The organism is Nocardioides mangrovi (genome assembly GCF_020073815.1).
Lineage (GTDB): Bacteria > Actinomycetota > Actinomycetes > Propionibacteriales > Nocardioidaceae > Nocardioides > Nocardioides mangrovi.
Genome location: NZ_JAIQZJ010000019.1, coordinates 1 through 17,483, shown reverse-complemented (window position 1 = coordinate 17,483; position 17,483 = coordinate 1). Strand labels below are relative to the sequence as shown.

The window sequence follows — 17,483 nt, the reverse complement described above, 5'->3', positions numbered from 1 at the left end:
CGCGGTGTTACACGTGGTGCAGCCGGCGGGCGGCCTCGGCGATCGAGCCGCTCATCGACGGGTACACCGTAAACACACCGGCCAACTGGTCGGCGGTCAACGACTCCGCGACCGCGATCGACACGGGGTGGATCAGCTCGCTGGCGCGCGGGCCGACGACGACGCCGCCGATGACGATGCCGGTGCCGGGACGGGTCAGCAGCTTCACGAAGCCGTCGCGGACGCCCTGCATCTTCGCGCGGGGGTTGCCGGAGAGCGGGAGCGTGACCACCTCGGCCTGGATCTCGCCGGCGTCGACGGCCTGCTGGGTCCAACCGACGGTCGCGATCTCGGGGGCGGTGAAGACGTTGGAGGAGACCTTGCGCAGGTCGAGCGGGTGCACCGTGTCGCCGAGGAAGTGCCACATCGCGATCCGGCCCTGCATGGCCGCGACGCTCGCGAGCATGAGGACGCCGGTGCAGTCGCCGGCGGCGTACACGCCGCGCGCGGAGGTGCGGGAGACCCGGTCGACGTTGACGAAGCCGCCGTCCTTGAGGATGACGCCGGCCTCCTCGAGCCCCATGTCGTCGGTGTTGGGCACCGAGCCGAGCGCGAGGATGCAGTGGGAGCCCTGGACGGTGCGACCGTCGGTGAGGGTGACCGTGACGACGTCGCCGTCGCGGGTCACCGACTCCATGCGGGACTTGGAGAGGACGTTCATGCCGCGGCGGGTGAGGACGTCCTCGAGCACCTTGGCGGCGTCCGCGTCCTCGCCGGGCAGCACGCGGTCGCGGGAGGAGACCAGCGTGACGGGGATGCCGAGGTTGAGGTAGGCGCTGGCGAACTCCGCACCGGTGACGCCGGAGCCGACCACGATCATCTCGGACGGCACCTCGGTGAGGTCGTAGACCTGCTCCCAGGTGAGGATCCGCTCGCCGTCGGGCTGGGCGCTCGGCAGCGTGCGCGGCGCGGCGCCGGTCGCGATGAGGACGGCGTCGGCGCGGAGCATCTCCTCGCTCCCGTCCTCGAGCTGCGCGACGACCCGGTCGGTGCCGGCCAGGCTCCCCCGGCCCTTGAGCACGGTCACGCCGTCGCGGACCAGCCGACGCTCGATGTCGTCGGACTGGCTGGTCGCCAGGGCCTTGACCCGCGCGTTGACCCGGGCCAGGTCGACCTGGATCGCGGTCGCGGCGTCGCCCTCCGCGTCGTGGAAGCTGACCCCGAGCTCGGCCGCGCTGGACAGCTCGCTCATCACCTCGGCCGTGGCGATCAGCGTCTTGCTCGGCACGCAGTCGGTGAGGACCGCCGAGCCGCCGACCCCGTCGCTGTCGACGATGGTGACCTCGGCCCCGAGCTGGGCGGCGACGTGCGCCGCCTCGTAGCCGCCGGGGCCGCCGCCGATGATGACGACACGTTCAGTCATGCCTGTCCCGTCCGGGTCGAAGCTGTGGCGATCACAGGTTGATCATGTGGCCGGCGATGCCCTCGATGGCCTCCTTCATCGCCTCCGACAGGGTCGGGTGCGCGAAGACGTTGCGGGCGACCTCGTCGGCGGTGAGGTCCCACTGCTGGGCCAGCGTGAGCGCCGGCAGCAGCTCGGTGACCTCGGGGCCGATCATGTGGGCGCCGAGGAGCTCGTTGTGCTCGGCGTCCGCGACGATCTTCACGAAGCCGACGCCCTCGGCCATGCCGCGGGCCTTGCCGTTGGCCGAGAACGGGAACGACGACACCTTCACGTCGTACCCCTTCTCCTTGGCCTGGGCCTCGGAGTAGCCGAACGACGCGATCTGCGGCTGGCAGAAGGTCGCGCGCGGGATCATGTCGAAGTCGATCTCCATCGTCTCCGCGCCGTTGATGGTCTCGGCGGCGACGACGCCCATCGCCTCGGCGGTGTGGGCCAGCATGAGCTTGCCGGTCACGTCGCCGATCGCGTAGATGTGCGGCAGGTTGGTGCGGCCGCGGGCGTCGACGGCGATCGCGCCGCGCTCCGTGAGCTCGATGCCGACGGTGTCGAGGCCGTAGCCGTCGACGCGCGGGGCGAAGCCGAAGGCCGCGAGCATCTTGTCGGCCTCGAGGACCTCGGTGTCGCCGCCGTTCGCGGGGCTGACGGTCACCTTGACGCCGGAGCCGGTGTCCTCGACGTTCTCGACCTTGGTCGAGAGGAGGACCTTCACGCCGAGCTTCTTGTACTGCTTGAGCAGCTCCTTGGAGACGTCGGCGTCCTCCGTCGGCACCATCCGGTCGAGGAACTCCACGATCGTCACGTCGACGCCGAAGTTGGTGAGGACGTAGGCGAACTCGACGCCGATCGCGCCGGAGCCACCGATGATGATGGAGCCCGGGAGCTCGCTGTCGAGGATCTGCTCCTCGTAGGTGACGACGTTGGCGCTCTTGCTCATGCCCGGCAGCATCCGGACCTTCGCGCCGGTGGCGATGATCAGGTTGTCGAAGGAGTAGGACGTCTTCGAGCCGTCCTTGTCGACCTCGACCTCGTGGGTGCCGGTGAGGGTGCCCCAGCCGTCGATCTCGGTGATCTTGTTCTTCTTCATCAGGTAGTGCACGCCCTTGGCGCTGGCCTCGGCGACGCCGCGGCTGCGCTGGTGCGTCGTACCGAAGTCCATCGTCGCGTCGCCGCTGATCCCGAAGGTGTCCTTCTCCTTCGTGATGATGTGGGCGATCTCCGCGTTGCGGAGCAGGGCCTTGGAGGGGATGCACCCCACGTTGAGGCAGACACCGCCCCAGTACTTCTCCTCGACGACGGCGACGGACTGGCCGAGCTGGGCGGCGCGGATCGCGGCGACGTACCCACCGGGTCCGGCGCCGAGGACGAGAGTGTCGAAGTGCGTGGTCACGTCCGCCAGCCTACTGACGAGAGGCAGGTCACTCCCCATCGGTTGGTCTACTCTTCCGGGCGTGACGCTCTACGCCGCCTACGGGACCAACCTCGATCCCGCACGGATGGGCGAGCGGTGCCCGCACTCCCCTCTCTCCACCGTCGGGTGGCTGCAGGGCTGGCGGCTCACCTTCGGCGGCGAGGAGCACGGCTGGGACGGCGCGCTGTCGACGATCGTCGAGGACCCGATCGACCAGGTCTTCGTCGCCGTCTACGACGTCACCCGCGAGGACGAGGGCCGACTCGACGGCTGGGAGGCCGCCGACTCCGGCCTCTACCGCAAGACGAAGGTGCGGGTCGCCACGATGACCGGCTCCGTCGTCGCCTGGACCTACGTCCTCGACGCCTACGAGGGCGGCCTGCCGTCCGCGTCCTACCTCGGCGTCCTCGCCGATGCCGCCGAGGCCGCCGACGCCCCCGCCGACTACGTCGCCGCCCTCCGCAACCGCCCCTGTCGCTCGATCGGCCACTGAGGGCCTGGCGGACTGCCCTGCAGGCATCCCCGGTCGACCGGGGATCCCTGCGCTTGTCGGGGTTTGCAACGGCTGTCAGGCGCCAGGAGTCCCTGTCCAGCGCGGGCCTTGGTCCTCAGGCAGCAGCGCCGGCGGGGAACAGCGCTTGCCGGATCATCTCGATGGTGCGAGCCGGGTGCTCGAGGTCGGACCAGGTGATCCGGACGCACCTCCACCCGGTCGCTCGCCGGATCCGATCCTCGCGACGCTTCTCCGCGATCACCACGTCGGACGGCCGTTGCCCCGGTTTGAGCAGCTTCTCGTACTTCACCCTCCCATCGAACTCGAGGAACACGCCGAGCTCGGGCCAGGCGAAGTCGACTCGACCGAGCACGCGCCCGTTCGCCTCCTTGACCTCGTATTGAGGTACCGGCATCGGCAGGCTGTGGCGGAAGAGGAGGTGGAAGGCACGCGTCTCGCCGATCGACTCGATCAACGGATCAGCCAGCCGCAGCACCATGTCGGTGGTGAGGCTGTTCGGCCACTGGGACATGCGCTGGTAGCGCTCGGCCAGTGCCGATTCCGTGGTCAAGCCGCGGTGGAGCAGGTCGTTGACGACACAGAGGCCGGCCTCGACGTCGGTCATCGTGGTCACCTCGAGCGCGAGCCGCGTCGGCGAGGTGACGGGTACGCCGTTGCGCTCGACGACGTCACCCTCCTCGAGAGCTCCCCGGTGCTGACGCACGCCAGCCTCGGGGCGACCGATGCGACCATCGGCTCGGGTCAGATGGACATCGTCCAGACCGAGTCCCCAGATCGGGGCGTCGTACTCGAGCAGCCCGGACACGTGTGACAGCGCGACCTCTGTCCGGGCCTGAGCGAGGACGGCACGAGCTCGGATCGAGTGCCGGCCGACCTCGTCGACGTCGCGCCAGACGTCGCCGGCGACGTAGGCGCCCCGGCGCGGCCGAGCCAGGGTGCCATCGCGCACCATGATGGCGAGTGAGCGGTCGCTGTATCCCTGCTCGAGATACTGGCACCGCAACGTGACGGGTGTCCGTCGAGGGTCGTCGGGTTTCCACGCAGTTGGCTTCATCATGGGCCTGGTCTGCCCCGCCTGCGAGTCCGGCTCCCGGCCGATCTGCAATCTGTGGACAAACTCGACAGCCCCTGCTGCCGCTCGACAGCCGTCGCAACGGCTGTCGAGCGCAGAGATACCCGGTCGACCGGGTATCCCTGCAGGCGGCGGCGCTACGCCCCCGCGTGGCAGACAGCCTCGACGTTGTTGCCGTCGGGGTCGCGGACGAACGCGCCGTAGTAGCCGGGGTGGTACTCCGGCCAGAGGCGGGGCTCGTGGAGGACCTCGGCGCCGAGGGCGACGGCGGCGTCGAAGAAGGCGCGCACGGCGTCGGCCGAGGCGGCCTGGAAGGCGATGTGGACCTCGCGGTTGGGGCCGGAGGCGGGACCCTCGGGCGGCTGGGCGCTGATCCAGAAGTCCGGCTTGCCGGGCGGGCCGTAGCCGATGGCGACCTCGACGTCCATCACCCGGGCGAAGCCGAGGGTGGCCAGGGTCGCGTCGTAGAAGGCGGCCGACGTCGCGAGGTCGCCGCAGTTGATCCCGAAGTGGTCGATCATCCCTCGATCATGGAGGCGACCACCGACATCCGGCCCCCGGCACATACGATCGGCGGGTGACCGAGCAGACGCCGTACGACCTCGCCCAGGACGCCGCCACCCGCCTCGCGGAGCTCACCGGCGTCGAGCGTCACGACGTCGCGCTCGTCCTCGGCTCCGGCTGGCTCCCGGCGGTCGACGCGCTCGGCGAGGCCACGGCCGAGATCAGCACCACCGACCTGCCGGGCTTCAGCGCCGCCGCGGTGGCCGGCCACTCCGGCAAGATCCGCTCGGTCAGGGTCGGCGACAAGCAGCTGCTGGTCTTCCTCAGCCGCACCCACTACTACGAGGGCAAGGGCGTCGCCGCCGTCGTCCACGGCGTGCGTACGGCGGCCGCGGCCGGCTGCCGCGCCATCGTGCTGACCAACGGCTGCGGCGGCCTGAAGGAGTCGTGGACGCCGGGCACCCCGGTGCTCATCAGCGACCACATCAACCTGACCGGCAGGAGCCCGATCGTCGGCGCCACCTTCGTCGACCTCACCGACCTCTACAGCTCGCGCCTGCGCGAGCTCTGCCGGACGGTCGACCCGAGCCTCGACGAGGGCGTCTACGTGCAGTTCCCCGGCCCCCACTACGAGACCCCGGCCGAGGTGCGGATGGCCGGGATCCTCGGCGGCCACCTGGTCGGCATGAGCACCACGCTCGAGGCGATCGCCGCCCGCGAGGCGGGCATGGAGGTGCTCGGCATCAGCCTGGTCACCAACCTGGCCGCGGGCATCAGCGACCAGCCGCTCAACCACGAGGAGGTCCTCGAGGCGGGCCGCGCCGCGGCCAGCCGGATGGGCGACCTCCTCGGCCAGGTCGTCCCCCGCCTCTGACGGGTCGCAGGGGGTAGCCTCCGGCTGTGCCCCGCATCTCCGGCGAGTCGCTCCGAGAGCACCGCGAGCAGCTGCAGCGCCGCGTCTTCTCGGCCTTCGCCGAGCTCATGGGAGAGCGCAGCTTCGATGCGATCTCGATGGCCGCGATCGCCGAGCGCGCGGACGTCGGGCGCACCTCGATCTACCACCACTTCCCCGACAAGGAGTCGGTGGTGGTTGCGTTCGCCAGCCACGAGACCGAGGAGTACCTCGACCGGCTCCGCGACGTCCTGACCGCCGCACGCACCCCGGCCGACCAGCTCCGCTCCTACGTGCGGCACCACCTCGCCGAGGGCGAGCGCTTCCACATGGGCCTCGGTCCGCAGCTGTACGGCGTCCTCGGCCCGGAGTCCCGCCAGGCCATCCGGACCCATGTCGTGGCGGTCGAGGACGTGCTGCGCGGCATCATCGTCGCCGGCGTCGCCGACGGGTCGTTCGCCGTCGACGACGTCGACGGGACGATGTCGCTGATCCATGCGTGCCTGAACCCGCGACACCTCCCGCCGACGACCATCGAGGCGTTCGTGCTGGGCGGCGTCAGCGCTTGACGGAGACCTTCTTCTTCGCGGTCAGGTAGTTGTCACCGGTGTAGGTGACCTTGGCCTTCCAGGTGCCCTTGGCGAGCTTCGGCAGCTTGACGGTCGCCTTGCCGTTCTTGAAGTCGACCGCCTTCACCGTCTTCGTCGCGCCCTTCCTGGTCAGCTTCACCGACGCGGTGCCGACCGGCTTGCCGTTCTTGCCGGTGCCGGTCACGACGAGCTTGCCGCCCTTGACCTTCGCGCCCAGCTTGAGCGTGATCGTCGACCAGCGGATGGACACCGGGGTCTCCGTGTCCTGGCTGGTGGTCGAGTGCGAGTGCGCGCGCCAGGTGTAGAGGGAGTACGACGTTCCCTTCTTCAGGTCGCTCGCGAGCGCGGTCAGCGAGGTGCTGAACCCGCCGTCGGTCACCGCCGCCGTCGGCACGTACGCCGCGGCCGCGAAGTTGTCCATCGCATCCTGGGTGGAGACGTCCGGCAGCCCGCCCGACGGCGCCAGGCCGACGTAGATGCCGGCGTCGCCGGGGTTGCCGTCGGTGCCGGTGAAGCCACCGGACCCGACCGCCGCGAACGTCACGCCCGAGGCGTCGTACGACGCGGTCGCGTCGAGCGTCTTCGCCTCCGCGACCGCCGTGAACGCGGACGGTGCCTTCGTCGCGTCGGAGCTGGAGCCGCTGGCGTAGAAGGTCGGGTTCAGGCTGCTCGGGAGCGCCTGGACGAAGCCGACCGCCCACGACGCGCCGTCGACCGGCTTGCCGGAGCCGTAGGTGTCGGCCGGGGCCACGCCCGTCCAGTCGGGGGTGCCGGTGAGGGACCCGTCGGACCAGTCGTCGTCGGTCGAGAAGGCGGCGAGCGCGACGTCGTCGAGCGAGCCGGGGCCGCTGGGCGAGGTCCACGCGACGTCGGCGCCGATGGTGCCGTCGCCGGCGTCGTCGACGGTGAGCTGGAGGTCGGAGAACGTGAAGGAGTAGTACTCCACGCCGCCCGCGGCGAAGGCGTAGCGGGCCGCACCCTGGTAGTGGATCGTGTCGCCGTCGGCGACGCCGTCGGTGAAGGTGACGACGCCGTCGGAGGCGGCGGTCGCGCCGTCGGTGAACGACTGCGTGGTCAGGTGCGCGTGGAGGTACTCCGAGACGCCCCACTGCAAGGTGGGTCCGTCGGCCGCCGAGGCGGGCGGGGAGACCGCGACGCCGAGACCGGCGGCGGCGAGGGCGAGCGAGGTGGTGGCCGCGATGCGGCGGATCGTGCTCATCGGGATGCCTTTCCAACAGGAAGGAGGAGGGTGAGGGCTGCTGCGAGCAGCAGGCCCCCGCCGAGCCACCACACGGCGATGGCGCCGGACTCGGAGTCGGGGTCGGTGACGCCGGAGGCGTCGGCCGAGGCTTCGGGGGTCGCGGCGACCAGCTGGGCCGCGACCGGCAGGGGGGCCGCGGCGGCGGCCGCGGGCGGCGTCGCCACGCTGGGCGGTACGGCGGCGGGCGGTGCCGGCTGCACCACCGGGGCCGCCTGCTCGGTCACCGTCACGGTCGCGGGCGGCGGGACGACCGGGTTGTCGATCGGCTCCTGGGTGGGCTGGACGGTCGGCGTCGGATCCGGCGGCGCCGCGGCGGCGTCGTACCCGACCGTCAGCGGCAGCGCGACCTTGAACGGGTCGGTGCTCCCACCGCTCGAGAGCCAGAACGCCGCGGTGCCCAGCTCGTCCATGTAGTCGACGAAGCTCTGCGGGAAGGAGCCGCTGTACCGGTCGCCGGTGACCTGGCCGAGGCCGGAGACCTCGACGCCGAGGTACGCCGGCGTGACGGTGAAGCCGTCCTCGGAGTCGGCCAGGTCGACGTCGGGCAGGTCCGCGAGCGTGACGGTCGCGGCCGGCACCGGCTCCCACGTGGTCGGGTCGTCGACGGAGGAGGCGTAGCCCTGCACCGTGGCGGTGAGGGTGCCGCGGCCGTCGGCGACGTCGAGGACCGGGTCGGAGAGGTAGAAGGTCGACATCCCGGAGTAGTAGAGGACCGTGACGTCGCCGTCCCACGCGATGTGGGCGGTGCCGGCGGTCGCGTCGACCTCGCCGGTGCCGCCGCCGAAGACGAAGCGGTGGTTGCTGAACGTCCCGGCGGTCGGCGAGCCGAGCTCCTTGCCGGAGCTGTCGGTGCTGAGGCCGGCCCAGGTGGCGGCCTTCCACCGGGTGCCGTCCCACTTCTGGATCGCCACGTCGCCCTTCGCCTGCCGCCACTGCCCGCGGGGCAGGGTGGTGCCGCCCTTGCCGGGGTCGGGCGTGCGGCCGGCGGAGAAGAAGTTGACGGTGCGCGGCGCGAACGCGCGGTTGCTCGACTCGTTGCTCAGCCCCCAGCGGAGCACGGCGTTGTCGAGCTCGACGACGGTGTCGCTCGTGGGCGCGGCGGTCGGACTCGCAGTCGGGCTGGCGGTCGGGCTGGCGCTCGAGGTCGGGTCGGCGTACGCCGGCAGCGCGACGCCCAGCAGACCGACCGCGAGGCCGATCGCCGCGAGGTCACGCCGCCGCACGCCGGCTCCTGAGGTAGCGCCAGCCGAGCCGGACGAGAGCGAGCACGAGGACCAGCGCGGCGGCCCCGGCGAAGAGCCACGCGGCGCGGGCGTCGTCGTCGGCGGACTCGGCCGCGGCATCGACCGGGTTCGCGTCCTCGGCGACCGGCGACTGCACGGCGAAGCTCACGGAGGGCGGGTCGTCGATGCCGTACAACCGGAGCTCGTGCGTGCCCGCGCCGACCTCGGCGGGCAGCGTGATGACGCCGGCGAGCCGGCCGTCGGCACCGACGGCGAAGGGGCCGGCGCCCGCGGCGCCGTCGTCGAAGACCGCGGACACCTGCGCGCCGGCGGGCAGGCCGGTGGCGGTGAACGCGAGCACGTGCCCGGCGATCGCGGAGGCGCGGTCGACCTCGAGCGTGGCGGGCCCGGCCGCCACCGGCGTGCTGCCGTCGGTCGGGGCCTCGGAGGCGGGGGCGGTCGGGTCGGCGGACGTCGAGGCCGTCGCGGTCGCGCCGGAGGTGGCGGTCGAGGTCGGCGCCGAGCCCACGCCGACCGGCGTGAACGTCTCGTTGTGGCTGTTGGTGACGCCGTGCGCGCCGATCGTGATGACGCCGCAGGTGACCTTGCGGCAGTCGACGGTCTGCACGTCGCCGTTGCGGTCGTAGGCCTGGAACACGGCGCCGGGGACGACGAGCTGCGTCGACCAGGACCCGGAGGCGCTCATCGTGCCGCCGTTGGCCGAGGAGGCGGTGTCGGAGCCGGGGAAGGCGACGTACTTCTGGAAGCCCTGGTTGTCCTTGGACTCGCTGTCGGGCACGTAGAGGTAGTCCGCGCCGGTGACGCCGCCCTTGCTGGGCTGCCACCCGGCCTCGACCGTGCCGAAGAAGACGTAGATGCCGCCGTGGCCGCCGCGGATCGACTGGAAGCCGCTGCCGGAGAGCGTCAGCGTGGTGGCGTACGTCGGGTCGATCCGGCCGGGCGTGACGGTGACCCGGCCGTCGGCGTACGCCGGGCCGGCGACAAGCAGCGAGCCGACCACGAGCGCGAGCACGGTCAGACGGCGGACCACGGTGCCTCCTTCGGGGTCTGCGTGCGGACCCGGACCGGCACGACGACGAGGTTGCCGTCGTGCTCGATGACGTCGACGGGGTGGGCGTAGACCTCGCTGAGCAGCTCGCCGGTGAGCACCGCGGCGGGCGGACCGTCCGCGCGCACCCGGCCGTGGGACAGGACGCAGATCCGGTCGGCGTACGCCGCCGCCAGCGACAGGTCGTGGAGCACCACGACCACCGCCGCGCCGGCCTCCGCGGCCTCGCGCGCGACCGCGAGCAGCGACTCCTGGTGGCGGATGTCGAGGGCCGCGGTCGGCTCGTCGAGCAGGAGGACCGGCGTCTGCTGCGCCAGCAGCCGGGCGAAGGAGGTGCGGGCCTGCTCGCCGCCGGACAGGGTCGGGAAGAGCCGCTCCCCCAGCTCGGCCACGTCCGCGCGCGCCATCGACTCCTCGACCACGCGGTCGTCGTCGTCCTCGCGGTCGGTGCGGTGCCACGGCGAGCGGCCCATCCGCACGACCTCGCGGACCCGGAAGCCGAAGGCCAGCCCCTGCTTCTGCAGCTGCACGGCCCGGTGCCTGGCCAGGTCGCGGGCCGACCAGGCGTGCAGCTCGCGGTCGGCGAGGACGATGCGGCCGGTGGTCGGCGTGATGTCGCCGGCCAGGACGCCGAGGAGCGTGGACTTGCCCGCGCCGTTGGGGCCGACCAGCACGACCAGCTCGCCGGCACGGATGTCGAGGTCGACGCCGTCGAGGACCGGGTGGCCGTCGTAGACGACGGAGAGGTCGCGAGCGGAGAAGCCGGTCATGCCCAGCCTCCGGCGGTACGACGCGCGCGGCGGATCAGCCAGAAGAAGAAGGGGCCGCCGACGAGGGCCGTGAGCATGCCGATGGGCAGGTCGGCGTACGCGATGAGGGTGCGCGCCCAGAGGTCGGCGAGCACGAGCAGGACCGCGCCACCGAGGGCGCTGGCCGGGACGAGCAGCCGGTGGCCGGGGCCGGCGAGCAGCCGGACCAGGTGTGGCACGACGAGCCCGACGAAGGAGATGATCCCGCAGAAGGCGACCGCGGCCGCGGTGAGCACCGCGACGACCACGATGGTGGCCATCCGCAGCCGCTCGACGTCGACGCCGACGTGGCGGGCCGCGCGGTCGCCGAGCGCGAGCAGGTCGAGCCGGGGCGCGAGCAGGAGGGCCGCGGTCAGGCCGACGGCAGCCATCGGGGCGACGACGGCGACGTACTGCCAGCGTGAGCCGTTGAGGCTGCCGAGCTGCCAGAAGACGATCTCCTCGCGGGCCTGGGTGTCGCCGAGGAACATGAGGAAGGCCAGGCCGGCGCTGGCGACCGCGTTGACGGCGATGCCGGTCAGGACCAGGGTGACCACCTCGGTGCGGCCGCCGTCGCGGGACATGAGGTAGACGAGCGTCGTGGTGACCAGGCCACCCAGGAAGGCGCAGATCGCGACCGTCCAGGTGCCGGCGAAGGTCCACCCGAAGACGATGACCGTCGCGGCCGCCACGGCCGCGCCGGCGGAGACACCGACGACGCCGGGCTCGGCGAGCGGGTTGCCGAAGACGCCCTGCATCAGGGCGCCGGCCGTGGCCAGGCACGCACCGGCCAGCGCGGCCATCACGACCCGCGGGAAGCGGACGTCCCAGAGGGTCGCCTCACCCTGCGGGTGGGTCGGCAGCGGCCCGATGTCGAGCCCGATCTTGTGCAGGATCGAGCCGAGCACCTCGCTCGCCGGGATGTCGAGCTGGCCGTGCCCGGCGGCCAGGACGACCGCCACGAGCAGCGCGAGCGCGAGACCGCCGAGCAGGCCGACCCGGCCGGCGAGCGCGCGGATGCCCGCGCGCGGACGGTCGACCACGGTGGCCGTCACGACGCGGACCTCACGAGACCGACCCCGGGGCGTACGTCGCGACGGCGAGCGCGTTGAGCACGCTCGCGGTGATCGGCCCGAAGCCGAGGATCTGGGAGTCGTCCATCGCCACGAAGCGACGGTGCTGCCCGGCCGGGGTCTGCGCCAGGGCCGGAAGTCTCTTCAGGAGCCCGTCGACGCCACCGGCGGACTCGAGCCCGCCGGTCATCATCAGGACCAGGTCGGGCTGCGCGGCGATGAGGCCCTCGTCGGTGAGCGGCTTCATGCCGTTCCAGCCGATCTCCTGCGCGACGTCGTACCCCCCGATCGCGTCGATCAGGGAGTCGGCGCCGGAGCCCTCGCCGAACATGTAGTAGACGCCCGACTGCCCGCGCACGTAGAGGAAGACGGTGCGCAGCCGCTGGTCCGGGTCGCTGGGCGCGACCTTCGCGATCTCGGCGGTGACCGCGTCGACCTGCCGGTCGGTGCGCTTCGCGAGCGCGTCGCCCGCGGCGGGCACGCCGAGCGGGTCGGCCACCTCGTGGATGAGGTCGTCGACGTTGTCGAGGCCGCGGTGGGAGTCGACGACGACGACCGGGATGCCCGCGTCGCGCATCTGCAGGATGACGTCCCACGGGCCGAGCGAGGTGTCGGTGATGATCACCGTCGGGTCGAGGGCGAGGATCGACTCGGCGTTGAGCTCGTGGCCGTTCTGGGTGACCAGCGGCAGGCCCTTGGCCTCGGGGAACTCCGTCGAGACGTCGCGGCCGACGAGGCGGTCGCCCAGCCCGAGCTCGAAGACGGTGCGCGAGAGGGTGCCGTAGACGTCGAGGGCGAGGATCCTGCTGGAGTCGGTGACGGTGACCTCGGTGCCCTGGGCGTCGGTCACGGTGACCGGCAGGTCCGGGTCCGGGTCGCCGACGACCGGGTCGACCGGGGTGTCGGCGACGGCGGTGACCTCGCCGTCCCAGTCGCGGACGTCGCCCAGCGGGCTGACGTCGGCGAGGTCGGGCGCGGCGCTGGTCCGGGTGGAGGCGCCCGCGGTCCGCTCCGGCGAGCCGCCGTCCTGCGCCGAGATGCCGCAGCCGGCGAGTGCCAGGACTCCCACGAGGGTCGGCGCGACCCACCTCACGCTGCGCATGCCGGACCCGGCCGTTCTTCTCCGATCGCTCCCCCACCGGGCGCGAAGCTGGTGGCAGACTAGCAGTTCAAGTAAGGTTTGCCTTACTTAACTTCTCACGATTCGACACTGTGTCATCATCTTCCCGACAACCTGTCGCAAAGCCCGCCCAGGAGCCTCCATGACCGTCCTCGACGAGACCACCGTCGACCTCCCGCTGTCGGCCGCCATGCGCGAGGGCTCGCAGGCCGAGCACCAGGCCGCGGAGGACTCCAGCTTCATGTCGTCGCTGCTCGACGGGCGGGTCAACGAGCGCGGGTACGCCGACTACCTGCTCCGCCTGCGGGTCGTCTACGCGACCATGGAGGCGGTCGTCCGCGACCATCTCGACGACCCGGCCGTCGCCGCGGTGCACGACGAGGCGCTCGAGCGGCTGGCCGCGATCGACGCCGACCTCGACCACTGGTGCGCCGACACCGAGCGCACCGTCGACTCCCCCGCCGCCGCGGCCTACCGCTCCCGCCTCGAGGACGCGGCCGGGTGGGGCGGGCTGCTCGTGGCCCACCACTACACGCGCTACCTCGGCGACCTGTCGGGCGGTCAGGCGATCGGCCGGATCCTCGACCGCACCTTCGACCTCGACGGCGCCGGCATCGCCTTCTACGACTTCCCGGAGATCGAGAAGCCCAAGCTCTACAAGGACGCCTACCGCGCGCGCCTCGACGCGCTCGGCCTCGACGACGCCGACAAGCAGCGCGTGGTCGACGAGGTGAAGGTCGCCTTCCGCCTCAACCAGGAGCTCTTCCGCGAGCTGGCCGGCAACCTGGCGGCGTACGCTCGCTGAGCGTGAGGGTCCTCGTCACCGGTGCCGCCGGCCGCATCGGCGCGGTGGTGACGGCGGGACTGGTCGATCTCGGTCACGACGTGGTCGGCCTGGACCAGCGGCCGGCGCCCGAGGGATGGCTCGGCCCCTGGCACACGGCCGACTGCACCGATCCCGACGCCGTGCTCGACGCGGTCGCGGAGCAGCCGCTCGACGCGGTCGTCCACCTGGCGGGCGACCCGAGCTCGACCGACCTGCCGACCGCACTGTCCTCGCACGTGCTGTCCACGGCGGCACTGCTGGACGCGATGGTGGCGCGCGGCGTGCCCCGCATGGTCTACGCCTCGTCCAACCACGCCGTCGGCCTCACGCCGAGGCCCGCACCCGGGAACCCGGCCGTCGGCACCGCCACCCGGCCGCGCCCCGACACGCCGTACGGCGTCGGCAAGGTCGCGGCCGAGGCGCTGCTGAGCCTCTACGCCGACCGCCACGGCCTGGACACGGTCGCGTGCCGGATCGGGTCGTTCCTGGAGCGCCCGGTCACCCGGCGGCACCTCGAGACCTGGCTGTCCCCCGGCGACTGCGTGCGCCTGGTGGAGGCCGCGCTGACGGCACCGGCGCCCGGGTTCGCGGTCCTCTACGGCATCTCGGCCAACACCGGGGCGTGGTGGGACCTGGAGCCGGGCCGAGCGCTGGGCTACGAGCCACGCGACGACGCCGCCCGCTACGCCGGCGAGGTCGCGCCGCGACCCGAGGACGACGCGGAGGCCGCGCACGTCGGCGGCGACTGGGCCGTGGTCGACCGACCCGCGCTCGACCGACGGCATTGACCTGGAGTGCACTCCAGGAGTCAGACTGGGAGGGTGACCTACTCGATCGCCGAGGCCGCCGAGCTCACCGACCTGACGCCCGACACGCTCCGCTACTACGAGCGCGACGGCCTGATGCTGCGCCCCGTGGGTCGCAGCGCGACCGGGCACCGGCGCTACACCGACTCCGAGATCGGCTGGATCCACCTGCTCAACTGCCTGCGCGGCACCGGCATGCCGATCCGCGACGTACGCCGGTACGCCGAGCTGGTGCGGGCCGGCGAGGGCACCGAGGAGGCGCGCCTCGACCTGCTCCGGGCCCACCGGATGCAGGTGCTCGCGCAGCTGGCGGAGGTGCAGGAGCACCTCGGCGCGATCGACCGGAAGATCGGGATCTACAGCTCGAAGCTCGAGGCCCTTGACCTGGAGCGCGCTCGAAGCGCTTGAGTCGTGTCATGACTCTCGACCAGCGCACCCTCGGCACCGCCTCCCCGCTCATCGTCTCGGGGCTCGGCCTCGGCTGCATGGGCATGTCCGCGTTCTACGGCTCGACCGACGAGGACCAGGGCATCGCGACCATCCGCCGCGCGCTCGACCTCGGCGTGACCTTCCTCGACACCTCGGACATGTACGGCCCGCACACCAACGAGCGGCTCGTCGGCAAGGCCATCGCCGGCCGCCGCGACGAGGTGCAGCTCGCGACCAAGTTCGGCATCGTCGCGACCGGCGACGGCGGCCGCCGGGTCGACGGCAGCCCGGCGTACGTCCGCGAGGCCTGCGACGCCTCGCTGCAGCGCCTCGGTGTCGACCACATCGACCTCTACTACCAGCACCGCGTCGACAAGACCGTGCCGATCGAGGAGACCGTCGGCGCGATGGCCGAGCTCGTCGAGGCCGGCAAGGTGCGGCACCTCGGCCTCTCCGAGGCCGCGCCCGACACCATCCGGCGCGCGCACGCGGTGCACCCGATCACGGCCCTCCAGTCGGAGTACTCCCTCTTCACCCGCGACGTCGAGGACGAGATCCTCCCGACGCTGCGCGAGCTCGGCATCGGCCTGGTCCCCTACTCGCCGCTCGGCCGCGGCATCCTCACCGGCGCGATCACCTCCGACGACTCGCTGGAGGAGGGCGACAGCCGCCGATCGGCGTACTTCCCCCGCCTCAACGGCGAGGCCCTCCAGGCCAACCTCGCCCTGGTGGACCGGGTGCGGGCGCTGGCGGCAGAGCACGGCTGCACGCCCGGCCAGCTGGCGCTCGCCTGGGTGCTCGCCCAGGGAGCGGACGTGGCCCCGATCCCCGGCACCAAGCGGATCTCCTACCTCGAGGAGAACGTCGGCGCCACCGACGTCGAGCTCTCCGAGGCCGACCTGAAGGACCTGACCGAGGCGGTGCCGCGCGAGGCGGTCGTGGGCGACCGGTACGGCGACATGAGCACCATCGACGGCTGACGCTGTCGGTGGCTGCGCCTAGCGTGGCCGCATGGTCCTCTGGCACCTCACGATCGACGCGAACGACCCGACCCGGCTGGCGCGCTTCTGGCAGCTGGCCCTCGGCTACGAGCCGCAGCCGCCGCCGGACGGGCACGCCAGCTGGCGGGCGACGTACCTCGCGTGGGGCGTGCCCGAGGACGAGCTCGCCGACATGACCGACGACGACTACGACCGGATCCAGCCCCCCGACGGCCACGGCCCGAAGATCTGGTTCCAGATCGTCCCTGAGACCAAGGCCGGCAAGAACCGCCTCCACCTCGACCTCTACCCGACCCTCCGCGACCGCTCGCTGCCGATCGAGGAGCGGCGGCGGCTCGTCGACACCCGCGTCGCCGAGCTCGTCGCCGCCGGGGCGTCGATCGGCCGGGTCAACGACCAGGAGGAGGGCTACTACGCCGTCCTCATGCACGACCCGGAGGGCAACGAGTTCTGCGTCGCCTGAGGTGTGCACCAGCAGGTGGACACCTGTCCGGCGCTCACCACGGCCTGGCTAGCGTGACGGCATGACCTCTCTCCACGACCTGTCCGCGCGCACCATCGACGGGCAGGACCAGGACCTCGCGGCGTACGACGGGCAGGTGCTGCTCGTGGTCAACACGGCGTCCCAGTGCGGGTTCACGCCGCAGTACCAGGGCCTGCAGGAGCTGCACGACCGGTTCGCGGCGAAGGGCTTCGCGGTGCTCGGCTTCCCGTGCGACCAGTTCGGCCACCAGGAGCCGGGCGACGACGCGGAGATCGCCGGCTTCTGCGAGCGCAACTTCGGCGTGACCTTCCCGCTCTTCTCCAAGGTCGAGGTCAACGGCCCGGGCGCCCACCCGGTCTTCCAGTTCCTCCGCTCGCAGAAGGGCGGCCTGCTCGGCTCGAAGATCAAGTGGAACTTCACCAAGTTCCTGGTCGCCCAGGACGGTCGCGTGCTCGGCCGCTACGCCCCGACGACCAAGCCCGAGAAGATCGCCGACGACATCGAGAAGGCCCTCAACAGCTGACCGCTTCCGCCGGTTGCGGTGCGAGTGCGCGCTTGCGCGCGAGCCTCGAAGCCCGGCGAGATGAGCTTCGGCCTGCGAGAGGCGCGGACTGCTCGCCGATAGGCAGCAAAGGCGGGTACGGCGCGCTTCGGGTCACCGCCGCTTCCCGGGTTTCCGGTGGTCCCGGCACGGTGGTTGAGGTGCGAGAAGCGCCAGCGACGAGCCCCGAAACCACCACCCGCAGCGGGACCGAAAATCGGTCGGAAAAAAATCTTTCGAAGTTGTCCACATCCCGGTCAAAGCAAGGGTTCTGAGCATCTCAGTGTCGGTGGCCAGTGCTTGAGTGGACGTATGGCAACGACCGCGACTCCCACCCACCGACTGTCGGTGGCGGTCGCGCATGCCCGCCATGATCTGACCTCGATCGCGGACACTCCGGCATGGTCGATGACCGACACCGAAGCAGCCGACGCCCTC

At 72.0% G+C, this 17,483-nt stretch carries 19 protein-coding genes; 9 read left to right on the top strand and 10 right to left on the bottom strand.

What is annotated here, in order from left to right; all coding sequences use genetic code 11:
- Positions 1 to 7: 7 nt before the first annotated feature.
- On the bottom strand, positions 8 to 1,402 hold the full coding sequence (locus K8U61_RS22025; RefSeq protein WP_224125161.1) for an NAD(P)H-quinone dehydrogenase: 1,395 nt from the start codon (positions 1,400 to 1,402) through the stop codon (positions 8 to 10).
- 31 nt (positions 1,403 to 1,433) lie between these two features.
- Positions 1,434 to 2,831 carry a dihydrolipoyl dehydrogenase gene (gene lpdA / locus K8U61_RS22020; protein WP_224125160.1) on the bottom strand — a complete coding sequence of 466 codons (1,398 nt, stop codon included), beginning with the start codon at positions 2,829 to 2,831 and terminating at the stop codon, positions 1,434 to 1,436.
- Positions 2,832 to 2,892: 61 nt separating this feature from the next.
- Here lpdA and K8U61_RS22015 point away from each other — a divergent pair, with 61 nt between their 5' ends.
- A complete protein-coding gene (locus K8U61_RS22015) occupies positions 2,893 to 3,345 on the top strand; it encodes a gamma-glutamylcyclotransferase (RefSeq protein ID WP_224125159.1) in 453 nt (150 codons plus the stop codon).
- Positions 3,346 to 3,460: 115 nt separating this feature from the next.
- On the opposite strand, the gene K8U61_RS22010 is transcribed toward K8U61_RS22015, so the two are convergent.
- Complete coding sequence (locus K8U61_RS22010; protein ID WP_224125158.1) at positions 3,461 to 4,471, bottom strand: hypothetical protein; 1,011 nt, start codon at positions 4,469 to 4,471, stop codon at positions 3,461 to 3,463.
- 104 nt (positions 4,472 to 4,575) lie between these two features.
- The gene (locus K8U61_RS22005; protein WP_224125157.1) at positions 4,576 to 4,959 is read right to left on the bottom strand and encodes a VOC family protein; all 384 of its coding nucleotides are present in this window, start codon (positions 4,957 to 4,959) and stop codon (positions 4,576 to 4,578) included.
- A 56-nt stretch (positions 4,960 to 5,015) separates the two neighbouring features.
- Between K8U61_RS22005 and K8U61_RS22000 the strand changes: the two genes are divergently transcribed.
- The gene (locus K8U61_RS22000) at positions 5,016 to 5,816 is read left to right on the top strand and encodes a purine-nucleoside phosphorylase (RefSeq protein ID WP_224125156.1); all 801 of its coding nucleotides are present in this window, start codon (positions 5,016 to 5,018) and stop codon (positions 5,814 to 5,816) included.
- A 26-nt stretch (positions 5,817 to 5,842) separates the two neighbouring features.
- Complete coding sequence (locus K8U61_RS21995; protein WP_224125155.1) at positions 5,843 to 6,403, top strand: TetR/AcrR family transcriptional regulator; 561 nt, start codon at positions 5,843 to 5,845, stop codon at positions 6,401 to 6,403.
- Here K8U61_RS21995 and K8U61_RS25215 read toward each other — a convergent pair.
- From K8U61_RS25215 to K8U61_RS21950, 6 genes are read right to left on the bottom strand one after another with little or no spacing between them, the layout of a single operon-like run.
- Positions 6,393 to 7,643 (bottom strand): HtaA domain-containing protein, encoded by a 1,251-nt coding sequence (locus K8U61_RS25215; protein WP_263427572.1) that lies wholly within the window; start codon positions 7,641 to 7,643, stop codon positions 6,393 to 6,395. The two genes, K8U61_RS21995 and K8U61_RS25215, sit on opposite strands and share 11 nt — an antisense overlap.
- A complete protein-coding gene (locus K8U61_RS25210; protein WP_308043288.1) occupies positions 7,640 to 8,908 on the bottom strand; it encodes an HtaA domain-containing protein in 1,269 nt (422 codons plus the stop codon). The genes K8U61_RS25215 and K8U61_RS25210 overlap by 4 nt, the downstream gene beginning before the upstream one ends.
- Positions 8,895 to 9,959 carry a hypothetical protein gene (locus K8U61_RS25600; protein ID WP_224125152.1) on the bottom strand — a complete coding sequence of 355 codons (1,065 nt, stop codon included), beginning with the start codon at positions 9,957 to 9,959 and terminating at the stop codon, positions 8,895 to 8,897. The genes K8U61_RS25210 and K8U61_RS25600 overlap by 14 nt, the downstream gene beginning before the upstream one ends.
- Complete coding sequence (locus K8U61_RS21960) at positions 9,944 to 10,747, bottom strand: heme ABC transporter ATP-binding protein (protein WP_224125151.1); 804 nt, start codon at positions 10,745 to 10,747, stop codon at positions 9,944 to 9,946. The genes K8U61_RS25600 and K8U61_RS21960 overlap by 16 nt, the downstream gene beginning before the upstream one ends.
- On the bottom strand, positions 10,744 to 11,820 hold the full coding sequence (locus K8U61_RS21955) for a FecCD family ABC transporter permease (RefSeq protein WP_224125150.1): 1,077 nt from the start codon (positions 11,818 to 11,820) through the stop codon (positions 10,744 to 10,746). Before K8U61_RS21955 ends, K8U61_RS21960 begins: the two co-directional genes overlap by 4 nt.
- Before the next feature lie 10 nt (positions 11,821 to 11,830).
- Entirely contained in the window at positions 11,831 to 12,940 is a 1,110-nt protein-coding gene (locus K8U61_RS21950; protein WP_224125149.1) for a heme/hemin ABC transporter substrate-binding protein, read from the bottom strand.
- Between the two features lie 160 nt (positions 12,941 to 13,100).
- On the opposite strand from K8U61_RS21950, the gene K8U61_RS21945 reads away from it, so the two are divergent.
- The 6 genes from K8U61_RS21945 to K8U61_RS21920 all read left to right on the top strand — a co-directional run bounded on the left by K8U61_RS21945 (position 13,101) and on the right by K8U61_RS21920 (position 17,027).
- Entirely contained in the window at positions 13,101 to 13,763 is a 663-nt protein-coding gene (locus tag K8U61_RS21945) for a biliverdin-producing heme oxygenase (protein WP_224125148.1), read from the top strand.
- A gap of 2 nt (positions 13,764 to 13,765) precedes the next feature.
- Complete coding sequence (locus K8U61_RS21940) at positions 13,766 to 14,572, top strand: NAD-dependent epimerase/dehydratase family protein (RefSeq protein ID WP_224125147.1); 807 nt, start codon at positions 13,766 to 13,768, stop codon at positions 14,570 to 14,572.
- Between the two features lie 33 nt (positions 14,573 to 14,605).
- Entirely contained in the window at positions 14,606 to 14,998 is a 393-nt protein-coding gene (locus K8U61_RS21935) for a MerR family transcriptional regulator (RefSeq protein ID WP_224125146.1), read from the top strand.
- A gap of 8 nt (positions 14,999 to 15,006) precedes the next feature.
- Positions 15,007 to 15,999, top strand: a complete 993-nt coding sequence (locus tag K8U61_RS21930) for an aldo/keto reductase (protein ID WP_224125145.1) — start codon at positions 15,007 to 15,009, stop codon at positions 15,997 to 15,999.
- Positions 16,000 to 16,030: 31 nt separating this feature from the next.
- On the top strand, positions 16,031 to 16,483 hold the full coding sequence (locus K8U61_RS21925) for a VOC family protein (protein ID WP_224125144.1): 453 nt from the start codon (positions 16,031 to 16,033) through the stop codon (positions 16,481 to 16,483).
- A 61-nt stretch (positions 16,484 to 16,544) separates the two neighbouring features.
- Positions 16,545 to 17,027, top strand: a complete 483-nt coding sequence (locus tag K8U61_RS21920) for a glutathione peroxidase (RefSeq protein WP_224125143.1) — start codon at positions 16,545 to 16,547, stop codon at positions 17,025 to 17,027.
- Positions 17,028 to 17,483 lie beyond the last annotated feature (456 nt).